The sequence below is a fragment of the Martinezella sp. CNPSo 3732 genome, from assembly GCF_057784515.1.
Genome location: NZ_JBXSOO010000009.1, coordinates 19,628 through 40,779, shown reverse-complemented (window position 1 = coordinate 40,779; position 21,152 = coordinate 19,628). Strand labels below are relative to the sequence as shown.

At 59.2% G+C, this 21,152-nt stretch carries 16 protein-coding genes and 1 pseudogene; 13 read left to right on the top strand and 4 right to left on the bottom strand.

Features of this window, described 5'->3' with window-relative positions; translation table 11 throughout:
* Positions 1-8: 8 nt before the first annotated feature.
* Entirely contained in the window at positions 9-1,538 is a 1,530-nt protein-coding gene (locus AC13RM_RS16755) for a UxaA family hydrolase (RefSeq protein ID WP_440478951.1), read from the top strand.
* 12 nt (positions 1,539-1,550) lie between these two features.
* On the opposite strand, the gene AC13RM_RS16750 is transcribed toward AC13RM_RS16755, so the two are convergent.
* Positions 1,551-2,546, bottom strand: coding sequence for a GntR family transcriptional regulator (locus AC13RM_RS16750; protein WP_285174984.1), 996 nt, complete (start codon positions 2,544-2,546; stop codon positions 1,551-1,553).
* 913 nt (positions 2,547-3,459) lie between these two features.
* Here AC13RM_RS16750 and AC13RM_RS16745 point away from each other — a divergent pair.
* The 7 genes from AC13RM_RS16745 (at position 3,460) to AC13RM_RS16715 (ending at position 12,812) form a co-directional block, all read left to right on the top strand.
* A complete protein-coding gene (locus tag AC13RM_RS16745; RefSeq protein ID WP_285174982.1) occupies positions 3,460-4,461 on the top strand; it encodes an MsnO8 family LLM class oxidoreductase in 1,002 nt (333 codons plus the stop codon).
* Between the two features lie 37 nt (positions 4,462-4,498).
* Positions 4,499-6,151: an ABC transporter substrate-binding protein gene (locus tag AC13RM_RS16740; protein ID WP_374820334.1), complete on the top strand. Its 1,653-nt coding sequence runs from the start codon at positions 4,499-4,501 to the stop codon at positions 6,149-6,151.
* Between the two features lie 47 nt (positions 6,152-6,198).
* Positions 6,199-7,821, top strand: coding sequence for an ABC transporter substrate-binding protein (locus tag AC13RM_RS16735; protein WP_488555317.1), 1,623 nt, complete (start codon positions 6,199-6,201; stop codon positions 7,819-7,821).
* A 63-nt stretch (positions 7,822-7,884) separates the two neighbouring features.
* Positions 7,885-8,901, top strand: coding sequence for an ABC transporter permease (locus AC13RM_RS16730; RefSeq protein ID WP_440478948.1), 1,017 nt, complete (start codon positions 7,885-7,887; stop codon positions 8,899-8,901).
* Positions 8,898-9,767: an ABC transporter permease gene (locus AC13RM_RS16725; RefSeq protein ID WP_374820328.1), complete on the top strand. Its 870-nt coding sequence runs from the start codon at positions 8,898-8,900 to the stop codon at positions 9,765-9,767. Before AC13RM_RS16730 ends, AC13RM_RS16725 begins: the two co-directional genes overlap by 4 nt.
* Positions 9,761-11,428 carry a dipeptide ABC transporter ATP-binding protein gene (locus AC13RM_RS16720; RefSeq protein ID WP_374820547.1) on the top strand — a complete coding sequence of 556 codons (1,668 nt, stop codon included), beginning with the start codon at positions 9,761-9,763 and terminating at the stop codon, positions 11,426-11,428. The genes AC13RM_RS16725 and AC13RM_RS16720 overlap by 7 nt, the downstream gene beginning before the upstream one ends.
* Positions 11,429-11,486: 58 nt before the next feature.
* Positions 11,487-12,812 (top strand): NtaA/DmoA family FMN-dependent monooxygenase, encoded by a 1,326-nt coding sequence (locus AC13RM_RS16715; RefSeq protein ID WP_440478947.1) that lies wholly within the window; start codon positions 11,487-11,489, stop codon positions 12,810-12,812.
* Positions 12,813-12,974: 162 nt separating this feature from the next.
* Here AC13RM_RS16715 and treS read toward each other — a convergent pair.
* Positions 12,975-14,621 (bottom strand): annotated as a pseudogene (gene treS / locus AC13RM_RS16710) (maltose alpha-D-glucosyltransferase); the annotation flags it as partial.
* 236 nt (positions 14,622-14,857) lie between these two features.
* Here treS and AC13RM_RS16705 point away from each other — a divergent pair.
* On the top strand, positions 14,858-15,145 hold the full coding sequence (locus AC13RM_RS16705; RefSeq protein ID WP_113228829.1) for a DUF3175 domain-containing protein: 288 nt from the start codon (positions 14,858-14,860) through the stop codon (positions 15,143-15,145).
* A gap of 35 nt (positions 15,146-15,180) precedes the next feature.
* On the opposite strand, the gene AC13RM_RS16700 is transcribed toward AC13RM_RS16705, so the two are convergent.
* Together AC13RM_RS16700 and AC13RM_RS16695 are read right to left on the bottom strand one after the other, a co-directional pair.
* A complete protein-coding gene (locus AC13RM_RS16700; RefSeq protein ID WP_440478946.1) occupies positions 15,181-15,795 on the bottom strand; it encodes a flavodoxin family protein in 615 nt (204 codons plus the stop codon).
* Positions 15,796-15,897: 102 nt separating this feature from the next.
* A complete protein-coding gene (locus tag AC13RM_RS16695; RefSeq protein ID WP_113228827.1) occupies positions 15,898-16,317 on the bottom strand; it encodes an HD domain-containing protein in 420 nt (139 codons plus the stop codon).
* Between the two features lie 237 nt (positions 16,318-16,554).
* Between AC13RM_RS16695 and AC13RM_RS16690 the strand changes: the two genes are divergently transcribed.
* The 4 genes from AC13RM_RS16690 (at position 16,555) to ligD (ending at position 21,123) form a co-directional block, all read left to right on the top strand.
* Complete coding sequence (locus tag AC13RM_RS16690) at positions 16,555-17,082, top strand: hypothetical protein (protein WP_113228826.1); 528 nt, start codon at positions 16,555-16,557, stop codon at positions 17,080-17,082.
* Between the two features lie 71 nt (positions 17,083-17,153).
* Positions 17,154-17,315, top strand: a complete 162-nt coding sequence (locus tag AC13RM_RS16685; protein ID WP_069615659.1) for a DUF1328 domain-containing protein — start codon at positions 17,154-17,156, stop codon at positions 17,313-17,315.
* A gap of 317 nt (positions 17,316-17,632) precedes the next feature.
* Positions 17,633-18,520, top strand: a complete 888-nt coding sequence (gene ku, locus AC13RM_RS16680) for a non-homologous end joining protein Ku (protein ID WP_488555316.1) — start codon at positions 17,633-17,635, stop codon at positions 18,518-18,520.
* A 2-nt stretch (positions 18,521-18,522) separates the two neighbouring features.
* The gene (ligD, locus tag AC13RM_RS16675; RefSeq protein WP_374820322.1) at positions 18,523-21,123 is read left to right on the top strand and encodes a DNA ligase D; all 2,601 of its coding nucleotides are present in this window, start codon (positions 18,523-18,525) and stop codon (positions 21,121-21,123) included.
* Positions 21,124-21,152: the final 29 nt, after the last annotated feature.

Sequence of the window (21,152 nt, the reverse complement as noted above, 5' to 3'; positions counted from 1 at the left end):
AACTTCCCATGTCCGCCGTTTCGCCTGTCATCCTGCTCAACTCAATCGACGATGTCGCGGTCGCTCGCGTGATGATCCGCGCCGGCAGCCCGACCGGCATCGACGGCTTGATTGCTGCAGACCAGATCCCGCGTGGCCACAAGGTGGCGGTTCGCGACATCCAGGCCGGCCAGGAGATCCGCAAATTCGGCCAGCCGATCGGCGTCGCGACACAGTTCATCCCCGCCGGCGGCCACGTCCATCTGCAGAACCTGGCGGTGATCGAATCCGATCATCCCTATCAGTTCAGCGTTGATATCGAAGAGACCGGCATGCTGCCGCGCGAGGACTGTCGGACCTTCATGGGCTTCGACCGCGGCGCAGGCGGCGTTGGGACGCGCAATTTCATCGGCATCATCACGACGGTCAATTGCTCGGCAACCGTCTCGAAATATATCGCCGAACATTTCAATCGCACCGGCGGGCTCGAGGGCTTCGACAATGTCGATGGCGTGGTGGCGCTCACTCACGGCGGCGGCTGCGCCATCAACACCCAGTCGGAGGGCTATCGCTACCTGGCCCGTACCCTGCAGGGCTATGCGCGGCATCCGAATTTCGGCGGTATCCTGATGATCGGGCTTGGCTGCGAAACCAATCAGATCGCCCCCATCCTGGAGCATTACAAGCTGGAGGAGGGAAATCGACTGCGCACCATGACGATCCAGGATCTCGGCGGCACCCGCAAGACGATCGCCGCCGCGTCGGAGATGATCAAGGACATGCTGCCGGAGGTCAATTCCGCCACGCGCACCGTCCAGTCGCTTTCCGGCATCAAGCTCGCGCTGGAATGCGGCGGCTCCGATGGCTATTCGGGCATTTCGGCCAATCCGGCGCTCGGCTATGCCTCCGATCTCCTCGTGCGAAATGGCGGCACCTCGGTTCTGGCGGAAACGCCGGAGATCTATGGCGCGGAACATCTGCTGACGCGCAGAGCGGTCACGCCCGCGGTCGCCGAAAAGCTGCTCTCCCGGATCGACTGGTGGCGCGACTATACCCGCCGCAACGGTGCGGAGCTCAACAACAACCCCTCCTACGGCAACAAGCTCGGCGGGTTGACGACCATCCTTGAGAAGTCGCTCGGGGCGGTCGCCAAGGGCGGCTCTATGCCGCTGAAGGCCGTCTACGAATATTCGGAGATTGTCGACGAACCTGGTTTCGTTTTCATGGATACGCCCGGCTATGATCCGGTTGCCGTCACCGGCCAGGTCGCCGGCGGCTGCAATGTGATCTGCTTCACGACGGGCCGAGGCTCCGTCTCCGGCTTCAAGCCGGCACCCTGCGTCAAGATCGCCACCAATACCGAGATGTACAACCATATGCGCGAGGATATGGACATCAACTGTGGCGACATCGTTAGTGGCGACGACACAATCGAGGCGGCGGGCGAACGTATCTTCGAGGAAATCATCGCTGTCGCCTCCGGCAAGAAGACGCTGAGCGAGACCTTCGACTATGGCGACAATGAATTCGTTCCCTGGCAGGTCGGCGCCATCACGTGATGCCGTAGCGCATTAGAGGATGAAACTGTATTCGTCCGGCTGATAGTGCTCGCGGATATAAGCAGCACGCGCCTGCACATTGGGCTGCGAATTGCTGATGTGATCGCGCATGGCTTTGCGAAGTCCCTCCTCGTCCCGCTTTTGCACCATCTTGAAGACACCGATATGCTCCGCAAGAAACGGCTCGTATTCCGGCCTCTTGATGCGGCTGCCGACGATGTGCTTGCTGAGGGTCAGGATGCAATGCGTCCGCTTCAGGATGCTCAGGAACTCCTTGTTCGGGCAAGCCTGCAAGCTGCGCAGATGAAGGTCCAGTTCCAGTTCGTACATGGTCGAGGCCGAGACATCGGGGTAATCCGCGAGCGCCAGTGCCAGCCGTGACAGCATCGCATCGACATGTTCTGCCGAAAGTCCGCCCAAGGCGCTTGCGAGCGCCACCGGCTCGATTTGCTCGCGCACCTCGTAGAGGTCGCGAATGCGCTGGCTATCGAGCGGTACGATCGACCAGCGGAAATTATCGTCCTTCTCCGTAATGCCGAGCGTTTCAAGTTTCAGCAACACATCGCGTGCTACCCCACGCCCGACGCCGAAATGCCGTGCGAGCTCGTTTTCATTGATGCGATAACGGCCGAAGAAGGAGCGATAGACAACGATGCTTTCGACATCTTCATAGAGCGCCTGCCAGGCGAAGACTGGCCTGTCGTCATCCTCAGCGAACAATTTGCCGAGATAGTCCGCAAGTTTGATCCGCTTCGGAAGAGTCCCCGTCTTGCCGACAATAAAACCGCGACCGTCAAACCGTGTGATCAATCCATCCTCGAAGAGGAGCTGCAGCGCCTGGCGTACCGGCGCCCGGCTGCTATCTATCAGGTCCGCAAGGGCAGCCTCGGTCAGCACTGCGCCCTCGGGCACTGCCCCATCGAGAATCTCGGCCTTCAGCCGCCCAAAGAGCTCCTCATAGAGACTGATTTTGCGCGGACTGCCATTCTCTAACCGTGATATGCCCATGTCGTCCCATGTTTCGCGTCCGAGGCTGCAACTTCTACGGAGAGCATCTCACTAACGGAAGCGCAACGATTCCAAAGCGGCTCCGATAACTGATGGAAAAATTCGATTGCCTTACTCACCCTGCTTAGAAGCATTGACGCGAATATCCATAACACGCTTTCGATCCTTCCAGGAAAATCCGATGTCGCTGGTGGGGCCGAAATTCGCTTAACAGCAATTGACGCCCGGCATTTCCCGGATTCCGGCTTCAATCGTTCAGTTGTTCTCGACCCTCTTTGGTCACGACCACCAGATTCCGCACATCCAGAGGCGTCACCGGGATATTTTCACTGAATAAGGGAAGCCAAGCCGATTCCAATCATGCAAATCAGCAGCCCCGCAGAGATGAAAAACAGGACCAAAGGTGTATAATTCGACATCAGGTCCTCCTTTCGAAGTTACTCTGCGTGTCGCCGTGGAAAGCAAATTACCCTTCCTGGGTATTGAAACGGTTCAGGGCATTCCGCTCCTCGCCAGAACCGAACGAAGGCTCGTCGTCTAAATCTACGCGAGCGTGCGCTTTTGGTTCCGATAATCGTCAGGATGTTTAGGCAAATCCATCTCACTCACCTCCGTAGCCGAAGATCCAATGCCCAGTCCTTGCCGACGGACGAAAATTCCCGTGGTCGACATATCAGCCACGGGAATGCCTCCTACCGATAGCTGAAGCCTATCATCGGGAACCCACCGATCGACCCTGCCGTCTCTCGATCATCCAATGCTTCGCTGCCTCAGGACGTATAATTTCAGGAGGATGTCGCACGGCATGATCTTTCATTGTGCAGGCGACGATTAAAACATCATTGCTCGATCTAATAATCTATTAAAAATATAGATTATAGCAATTGATGTTGCCGATGCCACATGAGGACAGATGTCTTACGCCCTGAGTTTTCTCGACAAGAGCCCGATTGACGGCGCCGAACGCGCGTCGCAAGCATTACAGCGCAGCCTGGCGCTTGCCAGACGAGCCGAAGAATTGGGCTATCGGCGCTTCTGGGTTGCCGAGCATCACAACTCCCCCAAACTTGCAAGCTCTTCCCCCGAAGTATTGATCGGCTACCTGCTGGCACATACGAGGCGCATCCGTATAGGCTCCGGCGGCGTGATGCTGCAGCATTACAGCGCCTACAAGGTTGCCGAGAACTTCAACCTGCTGGCGGCGCTAGCGCCGGAACGTGTCGACCTTGGGGTCGGCAAAGCGCCAGGCGGTCTTCCGCTTTCGACTGGTGCTCTTCAGAAAGCATATGATCCCTCGCGCAAGCCATCGTTCGAAGCGCAGCTGGCCGAACTGGATGGTTTCCTGCGCCATGAACAGGACGCCGAACGCAAAGCAGAGGACCTTGCCGCCTTTCCCGCGCCCGACGAGCCGCCCGGCCGCTTCCTGCTCGGCGCGAGCCCGGACAGCGCGAGATTGGCCGCTCGTCTCGGCTGGGGCTTTGTCTATGCGGGTCACATCCATGGTGACGACGAAGCGATCTCGCAGTCGCTGTCGGCCTACCGGCAGGCGGGTGGCAAAACTGCACTGCTCGCCGTCAGCGTCGTAACGGCGCAGACGGCCTCAGTTGCCAACAGCCTCCTAGGCGATACACGCCGGTTCCACCTGCAAATCAAGGATGGACAAAGCGTCAATGTCGGCAGCCACGAGCAGGCGCTCGAATATGTTCGCCAGGCGGGCGCGACGGATTATCGGATCGAGGAGAGAAGCCCACGGGTCATTCGAGGAACGCCGGCCGACGTCCATCTGGAACTGCAGCGCCTGCACAAGGGATTCGGCATCGAAGAATTTGTGATCGACTGCCCGGTTTCCGAAGGTGCGCACCGTCTCAGCACCATCGAATTGCTGGCCGGCACGCGCAAGGCCGCTGCGGCCTGATTGGGAGGCGGTCCAAAATGACATGGGCCAAAATGACATGGGAAAGAATACCGTGGTAACCAGAAGAGATTTTTTGAAGAGTTCAGCGATTGCTGCTCTGTCTCTGTCCACCGGACTGCAAGCGGCCGAAACGCTGGCGGATGACAAGCCGGCGCACGGCGGGTCCCTGATCTGGGGCGTCGAAACGGAACCGACCACGCTCAATCCGCATCTGAACGGCCAGGCCAAGGCGAAACTCATCCTGCGCAATGCCTACGAATGCCTTCTCGCCCGCTCCCCGGATGGCGGCTACGTGCCATGGTTGGCGAAAGACTATGCGGTATCCGAGGACGGCAGGGCCTATACCTTCAACCTCCGCGATGACGTGATCTTCAGCGACGGGGAGAAATTCGACGCTGAAGCCGTCGTAACGAACTTCCTGAAACTGAAAGAGCCGATCTATTCCGGCAGCATCAGTGCCGGTCACGTCTCCCACATTTCCGAGGCGATCGCGCTCGATCCTCACACGGTCGTACTCAAGCTTAACGATGTTTATGCGCCTTTCCTCGATGGCGCGACCAGCATCGAGATCCTCTCGCCGAAATCATTTTCCTCTTCGCAACTAAAGGCAGGCGGGCACGAAATCGCGGGCACCGGCCCTTTCATCCTCGATCGCTATGTCAAAGGTCAGGAAATCCGTTTCATTCGAAACGCGGCCTATAATTGGGCTCCCGGCAATGCGGGTCATCAGGGGCCGGCCTATCTCGATGAAGTGGTCTATCGCTTCCTACCCGAATCCGCGGTCCGCACCGGCGCGCTGACCTCGGGCCAAGTGCATGTCATCGAGGGCATTTCCGGCAATGACGCAGCACTTTTCCGCGACGATTCCGATTTCACCTATCAAAGCGCGCTAAATACCGGCACGCCCTATACGCTTTACCTGAATGTCACCAATACCCCGACGAGCGACGTCAAGATACGCAAGGCCTTTCTTGCGGCGATCGATGTCGAGCGGATCATTCAGTCCGTCTACCGCGGCGAACGCAAGCGCGCATGGGGTGTCCTGACGCCTGCCGACACGGATTTCTACGACAAGGGTATCGAAGGCAGCTACGGCTTCGATACCAATCTCGCCAACAGATTGCTCGACGAGGCCGGCTGGACGAGCAGAGACGGCGATGGCATCCGGACGAAGGACGGCAAACGGCTGACAATCGAGATCGTCCAGTCGCAGGCGACCTTGCGCGATCAGCGCGACGTTCTTCTCGAGGCCGTCCAGGCACAGGCCAGACAGAATGCCGGCATCGATGTCGCCTTGCGCTATGTCGACGCCGGAACCTATACGAACAGGCAGAACGACGGCCAATACGGCATCATTCCGAATTCGACCACGACGCAGGAAAACGGCCTCACCCTCTATTTTCATTATCTGCCTCGCGAGAAGGGTGGATCGATCAATTACAGCCGCACCGTGGCGCCTGAAATATCCGCCTGGCTTGCCGAGGCAGCCTCCACGCTCGACGTCAAGAAGCGCTTCGGGATCTATTCGGCGCTGCAGCGTTTCGCACTCCGCGAGCAGGCGCTCGGCCTGCCGCTCTATGTTCCCGAAGATCAGATTGCAGCAACGGCTGCCGTCAAGGGAGTGGGATTCCGTCCCTTCAAGCGCCTTCCCGAAAACGCCTACGACATCTGGCTCGATCAACCAGCCTGAGCCGCGGCTGTTCCTTTCAAAGAGAATATTTCAAGGAGATACTCGGAATGCTTATGCGCAGACATTTTCTCGGCCTAACGGCAGCCATGCTGGTGACGGGGGCGCTGCCAAGCCTTGGCATGGCTGGGGACGGCACGCCGATCAGCGGCGGCAAGCTGACATGGGGCGTCGAGACGGAGCCGGCCACGCTCAATCCTCAGCTCAATGGACAGGACAAGACCAAGCTGCTGCTGCGCAACGCCTATGAGTCGCTGCTGGCGCGCACTGCAGATGGTGGCTACGTTCCCTGGCTTGCGACCGAATACAAGATCTCCGACGACGGCAAGACTTACACGTTCAAGCTTCGTGACAATGTCACCTTCACCGACGGGCAGAAGCTTGATGCACAGGCAGTCATCACCAATTTCACCAAGCTCAAGGACGCGGCCTATAGCGGCAGCGTGAGCGCCGGCCCGGTCTCGCGCACCGTCGAAGCAAAGGCACTGGACGACCATACCGTCTCCTTCACGTTGAACCAGGTCTATGCGCCCTTTCTCGATTATGCCGCGAGCCTGGAAATCCTTTCGCCCGCGGCCTTCAATTCGACGCAGCTGAAATCCGGCGGACCGGAGATCGCGGGAACCGGTCCCTTCATCCTGAAGCGCTATGCCAAGGGACAGGACATTCAGTTCGTCAAGAATCCAGCCTATAACTGGGCACCCAAGACGTCGGCTCATAATGGCCCGGCCTATCTGGACGAGGTGACCTACCGCTTCCTGTCCGAATCTTCCGTTCGGACCGGGGCACTCACCTCCGGCCAGGTCGACGTGATCGAAGGGATCGCCGGCAACGATGCCAGCCTTTTCAAGGACAATTCGGACTTCAGCTACCAGACGGCCCTCAATACCGGCACGCCCTATTCGCTGTTCCTCAATGTCACCTGGGGACCGACCCAGGATCTCAAGGTGCGCAAGGCTCTGATATCAGCGATCGACGTCGATGCGGTGCTGAAAGCCGTCTATCGCGGAGAACGCACCCGCGCATGGGGCATCACATCGCCGATCGATCCGCAATTCTACGACAAGAGCATCGAGGCGGCATATAAACCCGATCCCAAAGCGGCAAATGCGCTCCTTGACGAGGCTGGCTGGAACGCGCGGGACGCCGATGGCTTCAGGACGAAGGACGGCAAGCGGCTGACCATCGAGGTCATCCAGGCTCAGGCGACGGTGCGCGATCAGCGTGACGTCCTGCTGCAGGCCCTGCAGGCACAGGCACGCCAGAATGCCGGCATCGACCTCAAGATCGTCTTCGTGGATGCCGGCACCTATACCGATCGGCGCAAGACCGGTCAGTTCGGCTCGATCGCTAATTCCAATACGCCGACGGATGCGATCGACATCGAGTATCACTATCTGCCGCTCGATAAGGGCGGCAGCATCAATTACAGCCGCGCCTTCGCACCCGAACTGTCGCAATGGCTGAACGAGGCCGCTTCGACGCTGGACCAGAAGAAGCGCTTCGATCTCTATTCGAAGCTGCAGCGCTTCGCCATTCTCGACCAGGCCTATGCCCTGCCGCTCTATGAGCCCGAGGACCAGGTGGCGGCTGCAAGCTATGTGAAGGGCATCAGCTTCCGGCCCTTCAAGCAATTGCCGGAGAGCGCCTACGACATCTGGCGCAGCGAATGAACCGTACCGTCAACACATCCCCGGCAACGCAAGTGGTCGGGGACGGTGGAGGAGTGACCGAGCATGACCGCTGACAATACGACGGCTTTCGACCAGAGCCCTTCGGCATGGTTTTCACGCAGGCGCCGGCTGAAGCGCAACAGCCTGACATCGCAGATCCTCGTGCGAATTGGATCGGCCATCGCGGTCCTATGGGCAGCGGTGACGCTGAGCTTCATCAGCATTCATCTGGCGCCCGGCGATATTGTCAGCCTGTTGATCGGCGAGCAATTGCGCACGCCGGAGGTAGAAGCGGCCATCCGCCTTGAATGGGGCTTGGACAAGCCGTTGCTGACGCAATATCTGACCTATCTCCAGCGTATTCTACATGGCGATTTCGGACGGTCCTATATCCTGCAGACGGATGTTTCCGGCCTCGTTCTATCGCAGATGCTGCCGACATTGAAGCTTACTGCGGCCGCTCTCGTCGTTGCCATCGTCTTTGCCGTTGCTAGCGCCCTGCTGACGGCCGGCCGTCGGCTGCCGCGCAGCATCGCGGGCAGTCTTGAACTGATCCTCATCTCGACGCCGTCCTTCTGGCTCGGCATCGTGCTCTTGTTCATATTTTCCTTCACCTTGAAGATCTTTCCGGTCGCCGGTGACCGGACGTTTTCGGCGCTGGTCCTGCCGGCCCTGTCGCTTGGTCTTTCGCTCGGCGCCGTCATCGGACAGGTGCTTCGCCAAGGGCTCGAACGGGCCTTGGAAGAACCCTTCATGCTGACGGTAAAGAGCTGGGGCGCCAATGACTTCGTGCTGAGGCTGCGTCACGGCCTGCGGCACGCCGCACTTCCCGCCGTGACGCTTGCCGGTTGGCTCGTCGGCAATCTGCTGTCCGGCGCCGTCATCACCGAAGCGGTGTTTGGCAGACCCGGGCTTGGGCGGATTACAGTCGACGCCGTGCTGGCGCATGACCTGCCAGTCGTGCTCGCCGTCGCCATCCTGTCGGCCTTCATCTACGTCATCCTCAGCACGCTGGTCGATGTGCTTTACCTTCTGCTCGACCCCCGCCTGCGCAATCAGAATGCGGAGGCCGGCCATTGAGCGTCTCCTCGTCTCCCGAACAGGAAACCGATCAGCGCCAACAGCGACTTTATTGGCGCGTCGCAAATCCTGGGCTTGCCCTTTCGGCGATTTTCCTGCTGTTAGTGGCGATCGCAACCATCTGGCCGCACGTTCTGACCGCCGCCAATCCGATCGCCGCCGATCCCTTGCAGGCGCAGCTGCCGCCGTCGACGCAACATTGGTTCGGCACGGATCATCTCGGCAGAGATGTCTTCTCGCGGGTTGTTTACGGCGCGCGTTACTCCATCCTCATCGGCGTCAGCGCCGTAGCCATCGCGGCGATCGCCGGAGCCTTTCTCGGGCTTCTGTCGGGCCTTGCCCGCGGTCTCGTCGATGAGGCCATCTCGCGCTTTCTGGACGTGATTTCGTCGTTCCCGGACCTGCTTTTGGCTCTCGTGCTGATCTCCTTTACAGGACCCGGCACGATCAACCTCATCTTCGCACTCGGCCTCGCCTCCGTGCCGCGCTTTGCACGGGTCGTGCGCGCGCAGACCTTCGTGATCGCCAAAAGCGGTTATGTGGAGCAAGCAAGAACATTCGGACTGAGACGCAGCGTGTTGGTGGCCCGCCATATCCTGCCGCATGCGCTGGCCCAGGTGCCCATCCTGGCAACGATCGGTCTCGGGACCACGATCATACAGGCCGCAGGCCTCAGTTTTCTCGGCATGGGTCCGCAGCCGCCCGCCCCGGAATGGGGAGCAATGCTGGCGGAGGCACGCAATTATCTTCGCGTGGCGTGGTGGATCGGCGTTTGGCCAGGTCTCGCCATTACGCTGACGGTCATCTCCATAAGCGTGCTTGGAAGACGCTGGCAACTTGCATTTGAAGGCAGGAGGCCATCGTGACCCCGGTACTCAACATCCGCAATCTGACGATCGGCTTTCCTCGGGACGGCCGCGACAACAGGGTGGTCCACGGCATCGACCTGAGGATCGACAAGGGCGAAGCCGTCGCGCTTGTCGGAGAATCCGGCTCCGGAAAATCGGTGACGGCGCGCTCGATCATCGGTCTTGCCGGCCCGGATGCTGTTGTCGGCGCCGACCGTTTCGATATCGATGGAAACGATGTTCGCGACTTCGATGAAAGGCAATGGCAGCGCCTTCGCGGCGAAAAAATCGGCTTCGTTCTTCAGGATGCCCTCATCTCCCTCGACCCGCTGAGACGGATTTCGCAGCAACTGTCCGACGCCTTCGGAGGGCGCAGTCTCTTTCGCCGGCCCGATCGACGCGAAGACAGCCGCCTGCTGCTGCAGTCGGTCGGCATCCCCGATCCGGATCGGCGGCTGCCGCAATACCCGCATCAGCTTTCGGGCGGCTTGCGCCAGCGCACTCTCATCGCCACGGCAATAGCACGCGGGCCTTCACTGCTGATCGCCGACGAGCCGACGACGGCACTGGATGCGACGGTTCAAAAGCAGATCCTCGACCTGCTTCTCGAACGGCGCAAGGCCGGCCATACGCTTCTCCTGATCAGCCATGATCTGGCCGTCGTCTCCCATCTTGCCGATCGCGTGCTCGTCATGAACGACGGCCGTATTGTCGAAGAGGGTTCGACGGAACAGATATTGAAGACCCCTCGCCATCCCTATACACGGCAATTGCTGGATGCCGTGCCTTCGGCCGCCTCCAAGGGGTTCCGGCTATCGCCGGCGTCCGTCACACAAGCGGAGAGCGAGCAGGTGCAAGCCGCGCCCAGGCCAAATGCATGGCAACGCGTCCCCCTGCCTGCAAAGGCAATCGATCGCCACAACCACATTCTGTCAGCCCGCAATCTCATCAAACGCTATGGCGGATCGGGCGGCATCTTCGCCGTCAACGACGTCTCCTTCGACCTCGCAGCCGGCGAAGCCCTCGGCATCGTCGGTGAATCCGGTTCCGGCAAGACGACGGTCGCGAAAATCGTTCTCGGCCTCGTCGAACCGGATCACGGATCGGTTCGTCTTGACGGCGGCGGCTGGAGCAATGTCACGGAGGCCGCGCGCCGCTCCAGGCGCTCCAGCATGCAGCTCATCGCGCAGGATGCGCTCAGTTCCTTCGATCCGCGCTATACGGTCGAGAAGATCATCGGCGAAAGCCTCGATAGCGCCGGCATCTTCGGCGCAGCGCGCCGCGAACGCGTGCTTGAGGTGCTTGACTCGGTTCGTCTGACCGAGGCGTTCCTGAAGCGCTATCCACGCGAGCTTTCCGGCGGCCAGCGTCAGCGCGTCGCGATCGCACGCGCCTTTGCACCGCGCCCGCGTCTTCTCGTGGCCGACGAGCCGGTCAGTGCGCTCGACGTATCGGTGCAGGCGCAGGTGCTCGATCTCCTGGCCGAACTTCAAGCGGCCTCCGGAACGTCGCTCCTCTTCATCTCCCACGATCTCGGCGTCGTCCATCACCTGACGGACCGTGTTCTCGTGATGAAGGAGGGACGCATCGTCGAAGCGGGCGCGGTGGAGGATGTCTTCACCAGGCCACATCACAGCTACACGCGCACGCTCATCGAGGCGGTTCCGGCCTTGCCCTGAAAAACACAATTCACACACCGGCGCAGACCGGAATTTCAAACGACCAAGGAAATTCGCGATGACCCACAATCGTCCCCGACGCCTGAAGACATTGACCGGAGCAAGCAGCGTCATTTCCGCCGGAAACGACACAAGTCCCGTCACCGGCATCAAGCGTGCCGTCGAACTCGCCCGCAAGGCGGAAGCGGAAAAGATCACCGGGCTGTTCACGGCCGACCTGCTCCATATCGATCCGGCGGGACTTGCCGGAACCGCCGGCATCCAGGAGCCCATCGTCGCGCTTGCCGCCTTGAGCCAGGTGACATCCCACATCGGCCTGATCGCTACTGTCTCGACGACTTTCCACTATCCCTACAATCTGGCACGCCAGATCGGCACGCTGGATCATGCAAGCGGCGGGCGCGCCGGCTGGAATGCCGTGACCTCCTCGGTCGGCGAAGAGAACTTCGGCGAGACATTGCCAAGTCCGGAGGAGCGCTACGAGCGCGCTGCGGAATTCATCGAAATCGTCAATGCGCTTTATGATGCCAATGAACGCAATGCCGCCGAACGCAAGGCGTCCGGGGCAATCGGTATCGATCCGGCAAAATTCCATCCGATCAACTATCGCGGCAAGCACTTCCGGGTCGACGGCCCCCTCAACGTGCCGCCTTTGCCGCAGGGCCGTCCCGTCCAGTTTCAGGCGGGCCAGTCAGAAGCCGGCGTCACCGTCGGCGCGCGATATGCCGAGGTGGTCTATACCTCTCAGCCCAAGCTTGAGGATGCTGTCGCTTTTGCCACCGAGCTACGCCGCCGCGCAGCAAGCTTCGGGCGCGCGGCAGGCCTGCCCTTCATCATGAACTCCTTCCACTCGGTGATCGGCGATTCAGACGCAGACGTCGCCAGGCGCCTGAAGGAAAAGCACGAACGGATCGACTACGAGCAGGGGCGCCTGAAACTGGCTGATATGCTCGGCGGCGATCTCGATCTATCCGAATTGCCGCTCGACAAGCCCCTGCCGGAAACGCTCCTGCCCGAGGTTACCAGCATCAACCGGCGGCGCGGACGCGTGGAAATCTTCCGCCGCTATGCGCGTGAGGGACTGACCTTGCGGCAGCTCATCATTCAGGCGCAGGAAACCGGCCACTGGTCGGTCGCCGGCACGCCCGAGCAGCTTGCCGATGCGATCGAGGAGCGCTTTCAGGCCGGAATTCTCGATGTTCTCTCCCTGCACGGCTTCGGCAATCCGGACCAGGAGGATCTGCTGGTGAACGGACTGCTGCCCGAGTTGCGACGGCGGTCGATCATCGACACCGATTATGTCGGAGACGATTTCCGCTCGAATCTGGAGCTCCCGCCCTATGTAGTCGTGGACGGCGCGTTGAACTCGGCCAGACGCGCCTGATCCGTCCCCGGCAGATGGTCGCAACGTCCTGCGATAAGCCTTTGGCCAGTCACCGCTGAATGAGGCGAAGATCGTCGTGCAACCAGAGTTGCCGTTCTCAAAAGGAGGAACAAGGGTGAGCCGACAATGCTTTGTTGGCTGGAAACCTCACCTCGATCAGCGCTTCAGCTGAAACCAGAAGTAACCGTAGGGCTGAAACATGATGGGATAACGATGCTCGCCCACAGTCGGAAATGCCGTCTTCCCAAACAGCTCCTTGGGACGGCTGCCTGAATATTGATGTAAGTCGAGCATGGCAGCCTGAGCGATATTTGACAGGTTCGCGACGCAGAGAACGCATTCACCGGCATATTCTCTGACATAGGCGATGACGGCCGGATTTTCTGTGCTCACGAAGCAAATTGCGCCCCTTGCGAAGGCTTGATGCGCCGATCGGATTGCCAAGATGTGACGGACCCAATTTAGAAGCGAATGCGGGTCCTTCTCCTGCGCGGCGACGTTGATCACCCGGAAACCGAAACGGGGATTATCGATGGGCGGCAGTGCGAGGGCCTTTGGATCGCCGCCGGAAAATCCGGCGTTCTTGCCGCTGGACCATTGCATCGGTGTGCGAACACCATCTCTATCTCCTAAATCGACATTGTCGCCCATGCCGATCTCATCGCCATAGTAAAGCACAGGGCTACCGGGCAAGGAGAACAGCAACATGTGGAGAAGCTCGACGCGACGCCGGTCCTGATCCATGAGCGGTGACAAGCGGCGCCGGATGCCGAGGTTCAATCGGGCGCGTTCGTCGGAAGCATAGGTGTCCCAAAGAAAATTACGCTCGGCCTCGGTGACCATTTCCAAGGTCAACTCGTCATGGTTTCTGAGGAAAATGGCCCATTGGCATTCCTCGGGGATGCCATGGGTTTGCTGCACCATGGTGATGATCGGCTGGGAATTTCCCATTGCAACCGCGGTGAAGATTCGCGGCATCAGCGGGAAGTGAAAGGCCATGTGGCATTCATCCCCTGTTCCGAAATAGTCCCGTGCCTGATCCGGCCATTGATTTGCTTCTGCGAGGAGTATGACGCCGGGGTAGCTTGCCTCGAGCGTCTTTCTGATGTGCTTGAGCAGCCTGTGCGTTTCAGGAAGATTCTCGTTATTGGTGTTTTCTCGCTCCACGAGATACGGAACGGCGTCGAGGCGAAAGCCGTCCACGCCAAGATCGAGCCAGAAACGCATGATATCCAAAACCGCTTCGATGACGGCAGGATTGTGATAGTTCAGATCCGGCTGATGGGAATAGAAGCGATGCCAGAAATAGGCGTTTGCAACCGGGTCCCAGGTCCAATTGGATCTCTCGCTATCGACGAAAATGATGCGCGTTTCCGCGAACTTGTCGTCGGTCTCCGACCAGACGTAGAAATCCCGCTCCGGCGACCCGGCCGGCGCGTCTCGGGCACGCTGAAACCAGGGATGCTGATCGGAAGTATGGTTGAGGACCAGCTCCGTAATGACATGCATCCTGCGGGCATGGGCGGCCTCCACGAACCTCTTGAAATCGTCGAGCGTGCCGAATTCGGGGCTGATGCTTTCATAGTCGAGCACATCATAGCCGTCATCACGGCGGGGAGATGGATAAAACGGCAAAAGCCAGATCGCGTTGACACCGAGCGATGCCAGGTAATCCAGTCTGCGCGTCAATCCCACGAAATCGCCAAATCCATCTCCATCGGCGTCGAAGAACGACTTCACATGGAGTTGGTAGATGACGGCATCCTTATGCCAGGACGCATAGCGAAGCTCGCGTTCGGTTTCGCTCAATCGGCAGCTCCCTCGGCAACCATTGTTTCGGTCAGGCGCGACAGGTTCTGACCACAAAACTAATGTTGCCTGTCGTCTCTTCAAGATTGCCCTAGGGAAATCTACGGGCTTGATGCCGATGTGCGCGCCCATGACGGGGAACATGACGGCAGCTGGCTTGTTGGGATTCCAGCGCCGGCAAGCTCAGCCTCTCGGGGTTGCTGGCGGCACCGCGAATTTCAACGAGGAATGCAGCAATGCCCAAAGGTAAATCGAAGAAATGGTCGCAGCGCGTCAATGAGACCAGTGATGCCATGGACCTGAAGAAAGGCGTATTCAACGAACGCAGCGCCAAGAAAATTGCCGATTCACTCAAAGAATCCGCTGAAAAGAGCAACCGCCGCAAATCCAGTCCGTTTCGATCCGCCATGTCGATGTTGAACTTCTATATCAATCGCGCGGGCGATCAGCTCTCGAAATCCCGGCGCGCAACGTTGGAGAAAGCAAAAACTGAACTCCGCAAGGATTTTGGCCGCGATCCCTGAGGCTCGCAATCCTTCCTTTGGCAGGCGTCGGCAGATCAATTGCCGATGCCGGGATATTGGCTTTCGTTCAACAATCGCGCGAGATGGGCGGTATTGCGTGCCAGCATGTTTACCGTGCTGGTGACCTTGTCTGGAACTGCCTCCAGATCTATGAAATTGGTGCTGCCCATCGCCTCCCCCACCCAGTAGACGACAGCGTTGGCTGGGATCGTGAAACCGACATCGTTCAAGGCCTGATAGATTTCCGCGGATACATGATGAGCGCCGTCTTCGTTGCCGACGACTACCACCGCGGCGACGCGAGCGTACGACACCATCCTATGCCGTTCGTCCGTTTCCGACAGAAAGGCATCCATACGTTCCAACGCGCGTTTTGCCACGCTCGATGGCTGTCCGATCCAAATCGGCGTGCCGAGGATCAGAATGTCGGCCTCAAGGATCATACGACGGATTCCTGGCCATGCATCCGCCGCACCCTCGTTCGATTTGACGCCCGGCAGAATATTATGGTCGGCGAGACGGATCGTCGCCATCTCCACCTTCTCCCTCGCGAGAGCCTCTCCCACAAGAGAAAGCATTCGATCCGTCGAGGATGGTTCACTGGAGCCGGTTTTCAAAGTTGCGTTCAGTGCTAAGGCTTTCAGAACCATGATCGCGCTCCTCGTTTAGTCAACGATCCCAACATGGGAGAAGGACTATGGTTCCCGAAGGAGCTCAGCATGCGGATTTTAATACCGCGCTTTAGCCGTTGCCTACTTTCGGCCCACCATTTCGAGCAGGATGTCCAAGCCGCGCTGATATTTTGCAGCGTCCTTGCCTATCTGCTCGCTTTGCCAAAGATTGTCCTCAAGGTCGGCACGCTTGACGGGCCAAGCCAGCACATTCGCTGCTGCACGATGGATGAATTGCTCGTCCTGCTCGTCCGGCCGCCGCGTCAAAGCATCGACGGCAGATAGAATCCTTGTCGGGAAGCCCTCCTCTTTCAGGCGATCGAGCGTCCATCCTCTTCCCTTTTCAACGACATCATGAAGATAGGCAACAGTGCGGGCCTCATCACCGGAAACCTGGAGCGCGACGCGTTGGCAATGTTCAAAGAAAGGCCGTCCCGTCTTGTCGGTCTGCCCTTCATGAGCCTCGAGCGCGATATGGATGGCTTGATCAAGATGTTTCACGGATAAGACCTTTCCGGGTCGTTGATATCCCGTGCTGGCGGATTAGCTGAAAGACGGCTCCTCTTCCTGCTCAATCCAAGTGGACAGCCAGAGAACCCTATTGACCGCGGATAGTTCCTCCGTCTCGCAATAGAAAAACATCGAGCAAGCTCAATTGCCCTATCGAATTTGCGATCTTGCCATGCTGGCGCCGGATTTTTCTGATGTCTGTCCACGCCGGGTTTGGAAGGGCGCATTATGGAATTTCTCAATCGTTACATTGATCGACCGCTGCTGCGCGGCGGGTCGGCAGCCATGCTGCTGTGGCACAGGCAGACAGGCCACTCTCCACAGAAGCTCTCCCCTTTGTGGAACATCATCGTCATTCTGGCCCTTCTGTCGGCAAGCGGCCTGTTTTTAAGCGGTCCGATTTACGTTTTCGGACTCGGCGCGCTCTTGATGCTTTCGCTTCCGTCACTGCGACTATTGGCTCTGGGCCGGGTAGAACGGATTTACGATATGCGGTCCTATCGGACGCTAGCGGCGACAGCCACCCGCAAGCGTGAAACGGAATGGGCGATACGCCTGACCGTTTTGCTCACCGCCGTCATCTTCCCCTTCTGTGTCTCTGCCGGTGATGAGGGCGCAGGCTCGTTCCTGCTTGGTGCCAGCCTTTGGTTTGTGCTGACTGCACCGGCAAAGATGTATCTGGACGCCGCCGAGCCTCCGCCGCCCGGCAGCGGCGGCGAGCAGGCTTGGTCGAGACAGGCAACCGCTGCAGCGTGACGCTCCCCGGTATCCGCCGGAACAAAGTGCTCACAATTCCGTTCTCCTTCCACCAACCAATGGAGAGCGAAATGCTTTATTATGCACTGGTATTTCTGGTCGTAGCTTTGATCGCAGGTGCCCTCGGATTCGGTGGCATAGCAGGCGCATCCGCGTCCATCGCACAGGTCCTGTTCTTTATCTTCCTCATCTTCTTCGTAGTGTCGCTGATCATGAATGTGATGAGACGCTGAGGAAGAAGGCAAAGGAGGATATGATCGTCGAGTCCAGCCAAGCCGGTCTCAGGGCGAAGCTGCAAAAGCTGCAGAAACAGTTCTGCTTTGAAAGCATAGGCCCCGTATACGACGCCTACGCTCGAACATCGCTTGCAGTTGGCTAGGCAAATGGGAAAATAAGTCCCAAGGCGCAAGGCTGGGAACGCCGCGCACGACGTCAATCCAATATCGGGCCAATAGCGGGAAAGCAGGCCGGTCACGCAGCGGTGACATCTGAAACCACGGCCAATGCCGTTTCGCCACCCTTGAATATCATCTTGAAAATGGAGCATGCCATGAGCCCGCGTGCGCAATGGAAAGGATATCTCAAATTCGGGGAGGTCAGCTGCCCGGTTGCGCTCTATACGGCAGTTTCCACCTCGGAACGGATTTCCTTTCACACGCTGAACCGGGCGACCGGCAACCGGGTCAGGCGCGAATTCATCGATAGTGCGAGCGGAAAACCGGTGCCGCGCGAGGATCAGGTCAAGGGTTACGAACTCAACAAGGACGATTATATCGTCCTTGAGCCAGAGGAAATCGCCGCAGCGGTGCCGGAAAGCGATAAGGTCCTGCACGTACAAGCCTTTCTGGCATGCGATGAAATCGATGATGTCTATTTTGACCGGCCCTATTATCTAGCTCCTTCCGCTCCGGCGAGCGCAGAGGCGTTCGCGCTGATCCGGGAAGGGATGCGCAAGAAGCAGGTGGCCGCCATTGCCCGCACCGTTCTGTTTCGCCGCCTTCGGACAGTGATGATCCGCGCCCATGGCGCGGGGCTGATCGCCACGACATTGAATTTCGATTATGAGGTTCGCTCGGCACAGGAAGCCTTCGCGGATGTGCCCGATATGAAGATCAAGGGCGAAATGCTCGATCTCGCCAGACATATCATCGCCACCAAGAAAGGCAGTTTCGATGCCAGTGAATTCGACGACCGCTATGAGGCCGCGCTCGCCGAATTGGTAAAAGCCAAGATCGAAGGCAAAAAGATCCCGCAACGCAAGGCGGCGAAAGTCGACAAGGTTACCGATCTTATGGAGGCTCTGCGCCAGAGCGCCGGCATGGCTGGTCAAGGCAAAGCAGGCGCCAGACATTCCGCCAAGAAATCGGGTGCGACATCCGGCAAGGCAGCAAAGTCGCATGCTGCATCTTCCTCGCGGACACAGCGCAAGGCGAGCTGATCATGGCGTTGGAGATCTATAATCGCAAACGCGATTTCACCAGAACATCGGAACCAAAGGGCCGCGCGAGCAGAAAAAAGGCCGCATCGACCGGCAACAGTTTCGTCATTCAGAAGCACGATGCGCGCCGGCTCCACTATGATTTTCGCCTCGAATTGGATGGCGTGCTGAAGAGCTGGGCGGTGACCAGGGGGCCGAGTCTGGTGGCCGGCGAGAAGCGGCTCGCGGTACAGACCGAAGATCACCCCCTGGAATATGGCGGTTTCGAAGGCACGATCCCGAAGGGCGAATATGGCGGCGGAACCGTCATCGTCTGGGACAAGGGCTCGTGGACACCGCTTGGCGACCCCCACAGGGGTTTGGCGAAGGGCCATCTCGAATTCGAGCTTCACGGAAAGAAACTCGGCGGCCGGTGGCACCTGATTCGCATGACCGGAAAACCGCGTGAGAAGCGGGAAAACTGGCTATTGATCAAAGGCGAGGACGATGCGGCCCGCCCGGAGGGTGCGCCCGATATTCTCGAGGAACGACCGGAATCGGCAAAGACGGGACGGGTCATCGATGAGGTCGCGGGCGAAAAGCCGGGCTGGTCGTCAAAAACCGGCAAGATTGATCGTAGGATAGCCCGATCCAGGGACGACAGCTTCAACGACAAGAACAAGAGTAAAGAGAAGCCGAGCAAAGCCGCATCTGAGCGGAAAGCCGATGCAACACCCATTGAGCCATCCGCCTTGAAGGGCGTCAGGAAGGCTGCTCTGCCGGCATTTGTCGAACCTGCCCTGGCGACACTGGTATCCAAGCCGCCCACGGGCAAGCGCTGGCTTCACGAGATCAAATTCGACGGCTATCGGCTTCAGGTCCGCATCGAGGCAGGCCGCGTCAAGCTGCTGACGCGCAGCGGCCTCGACTGGACCCAGAAATTCGGCAAGGAGATCATCAGCGCCTTCAAGGAGCTCCCCGTCGGCACAGCCATCATCGATGGAGAACTGGTCGTCGAGCCGGCCGCCGGCGCCTCGGATTTTTCCGCCCTGCAGGCCGACCTCAGCGAAGGGCGCAGCGACCGTTTCGTCTTCTACGCATTCGATCTCATCTACCTCGATGGCTACGATTTAACCGTCTGCCCCTTGGTCAGCCGCAAGGACTTGCTGCAGAAGATCATCCCGTCCGAAACCGGGATCCTCCGCTTCAGCAGCCATTTTGACGAAAATGGCGATCTGCTGTTGAGCCATGCCTGCCGGTTGAGCCTGGAAGGGATCGTCTCCAAGCTTGCCAGCGATCCCTATCGCTCCGGCCGCGGCAAGAGCTGGGTCAAATCGAAATGTTCGTCCCGACAGGAATTCGTCATCGGCGGCTGGGTGCCGTCGACGACATCGAGAAACGCGATTGGCTCGCTGGTTCTCGGCGTCTACGAGCATGGCAAGCTGCAGCATGTCGGCCGTGTCGGAACCGGGTACACGCACACTGTCGCCGAGCAGCTCTTCAAAAGGCTCGCCCGCCTGAAAGCGGAGGAAAGCCCTTTCGCATCCAGACTGACGGCAGAGGAACATCGCGGCGTGCGCTTCATACGGCCCGACCTGGTAGCGGAAGTCGAATTCCGCGCATGGACGGCCGACGGCCATCTGCGTCATGCGTCCTTCCGTGGCTTGAGAGAGGACAAGAACCCTCTCGACATCGTTCGCGAAACACCGAAATCAGCCGCCAAGACGTCGACTGAAAACCAGTCGCGAACCAGTATCTCCCTGACCCATGGCGATCGTCTCTATTGGCCGGACGAGGGCGTTACAAAGGCCGGACTTGCAGATTACTACACTGAAGTCTGGCGCTACATGGGACCTTTTGTCGTCGGCCGGCCGCTTGCACTCGTGCGCTGCCCGAACGGGATCGGCGGTCAGCATTTCTTCCAGAAGCACGCCTGGAAGGGCATGAACCGGAACATCGCATTGGCAAAGGACCCGCATGGCGAGGAGCCATATGTGAGCATCAATGACCTGAACGGCCTGATCGGCCTCGTACAGGCCGCTGTCCTCGAAATCCACCCCTGGGGATCGATGGTCGCCGATTGGGAAAAGCCTGACATGATCATCATGGATCTCGATCCTGGTCCGAATGTCGCATGGACAGACGTCATCGCGGCCGCGGAAGAGACGGGCGAACGGCTGAAACGGGCGGGCCTGGTTCCCTTCGTCAAGACATCCGGCGGCAAAGGGCTGCACATCGTCTGCCCCTTGGTCGCCAAAGCCGAATGGCCTGTCGTGAAAGCCTTTACCAAGGGCATCGCCGACGCCATGGCCGCTGACAGCCCCGGCCGCTATGTTTCGACCATTACCAAATCGAAACGTCGCGGCAAGATCCTGATCGACTATTTGCGAAACCAGCGCGGCTCGACTGCGGTTGCTCCCTATTCGACCCGTGCTCGTCCGGGGGCTGCCGTCTCCATGCCTTTGTCCTGGGAGGAATTGAGCCCTGCCATCGGTCCCGACTATTTCACCGTGCTCAACGTGCCGACGCGGCTTGCCGCGCTTCGCTCCGATCCCTGGGCCGAGTTCAGGAAAGCCGCAGAACCATTGCATCAGCCCGACGCGAAGCGCAGGCGCGGCTCATGACGGGCTCCGTCTTCACGGCGGAAACCTCA

Coding starts and splice junctions, on each gene's coding strand:
- AC13RM_RS16755 (WP_440478951.1), top strand. CDS start 9: ATGTCCGCCGTTTCGCCTGTCATCCTGCTCAACTCAATCGACGATGTC.
- AC13RM_RS16750 (WP_285174984.1), bottom strand. CDS start 2,546: ATGGGCATATCACGGTTAGAGAATGGCAGTCCGCGCAAAATCAGTCTC.
- AC13RM_RS16745 (WP_285174982.1), top strand. CDS start 3,460: ATGTCTTACGCCCTGAGTTTTCTCGACAAGAGCCCGATTGACGGCGCC.
- AC13RM_RS16740 (WP_374820334.1), top strand. CDS start 4,499: ATGGGAAAGAATACCGTGGTAACCAGAAGAGATTTTTTGAAGAGTTCA.
- AC13RM_RS16735 (WP_488555317.1), top strand. CDS start 6,199: ATGCTTATGCGCAGACATTTTCTCGGCCTAACGGCAGCCATGCTGGTG.
- AC13RM_RS16730 (WP_440478948.1), top strand. CDS start 7,885: ATGACCGCTGACAATACGACGGCTTTCGACCAGAGCCCTTCGGCATGG.
- AC13RM_RS16715 (WP_440478947.1), top strand. CDS start 11,487: ATGACCCACAATCGTCCCCGACGCCTGAAGACATTGACCGGAGCAAGC.
- AC13RM_RS16705 (WP_113228829.1), top strand. CDS start 14,858: ATGCCCAAAGGTAAATCGAAGAAATGGTCGCAGCGCGTCAATGAGACC.
- AC13RM_RS16700 (WP_440478946.1), bottom strand. CDS start 15,795: ATGGTTCTGAAAGCCTTAGCACTGAACGCAACTTTGAAAACCGGCTCC.
- AC13RM_RS16690 (WP_113228826.1), top strand. CDS start 16,555: ATGGAATTTCTCAATCGTTACATTGATCGACCGCTGCTGCGCGGCGGG.
- AC13RM_RS16685 (WP_069615659.1), top strand. CDS start 17,154: ATGCTTTATTATGCACTGGTATTTCTGGTCGTAGCTTTGATCGCAGGT.
- ku (WP_488555316.1), top strand. CDS start 17,633: ATGAGCCCGCGTGCGCAATGGAAAGGATATCTCAAATTCGGGGAGGTC.
- ligD (WP_374820322.1), top strand. CDS start 18,523: ATGGCGTTGGAGATCTATAATCGCAAACGCGATTTCACCAGAACATCG.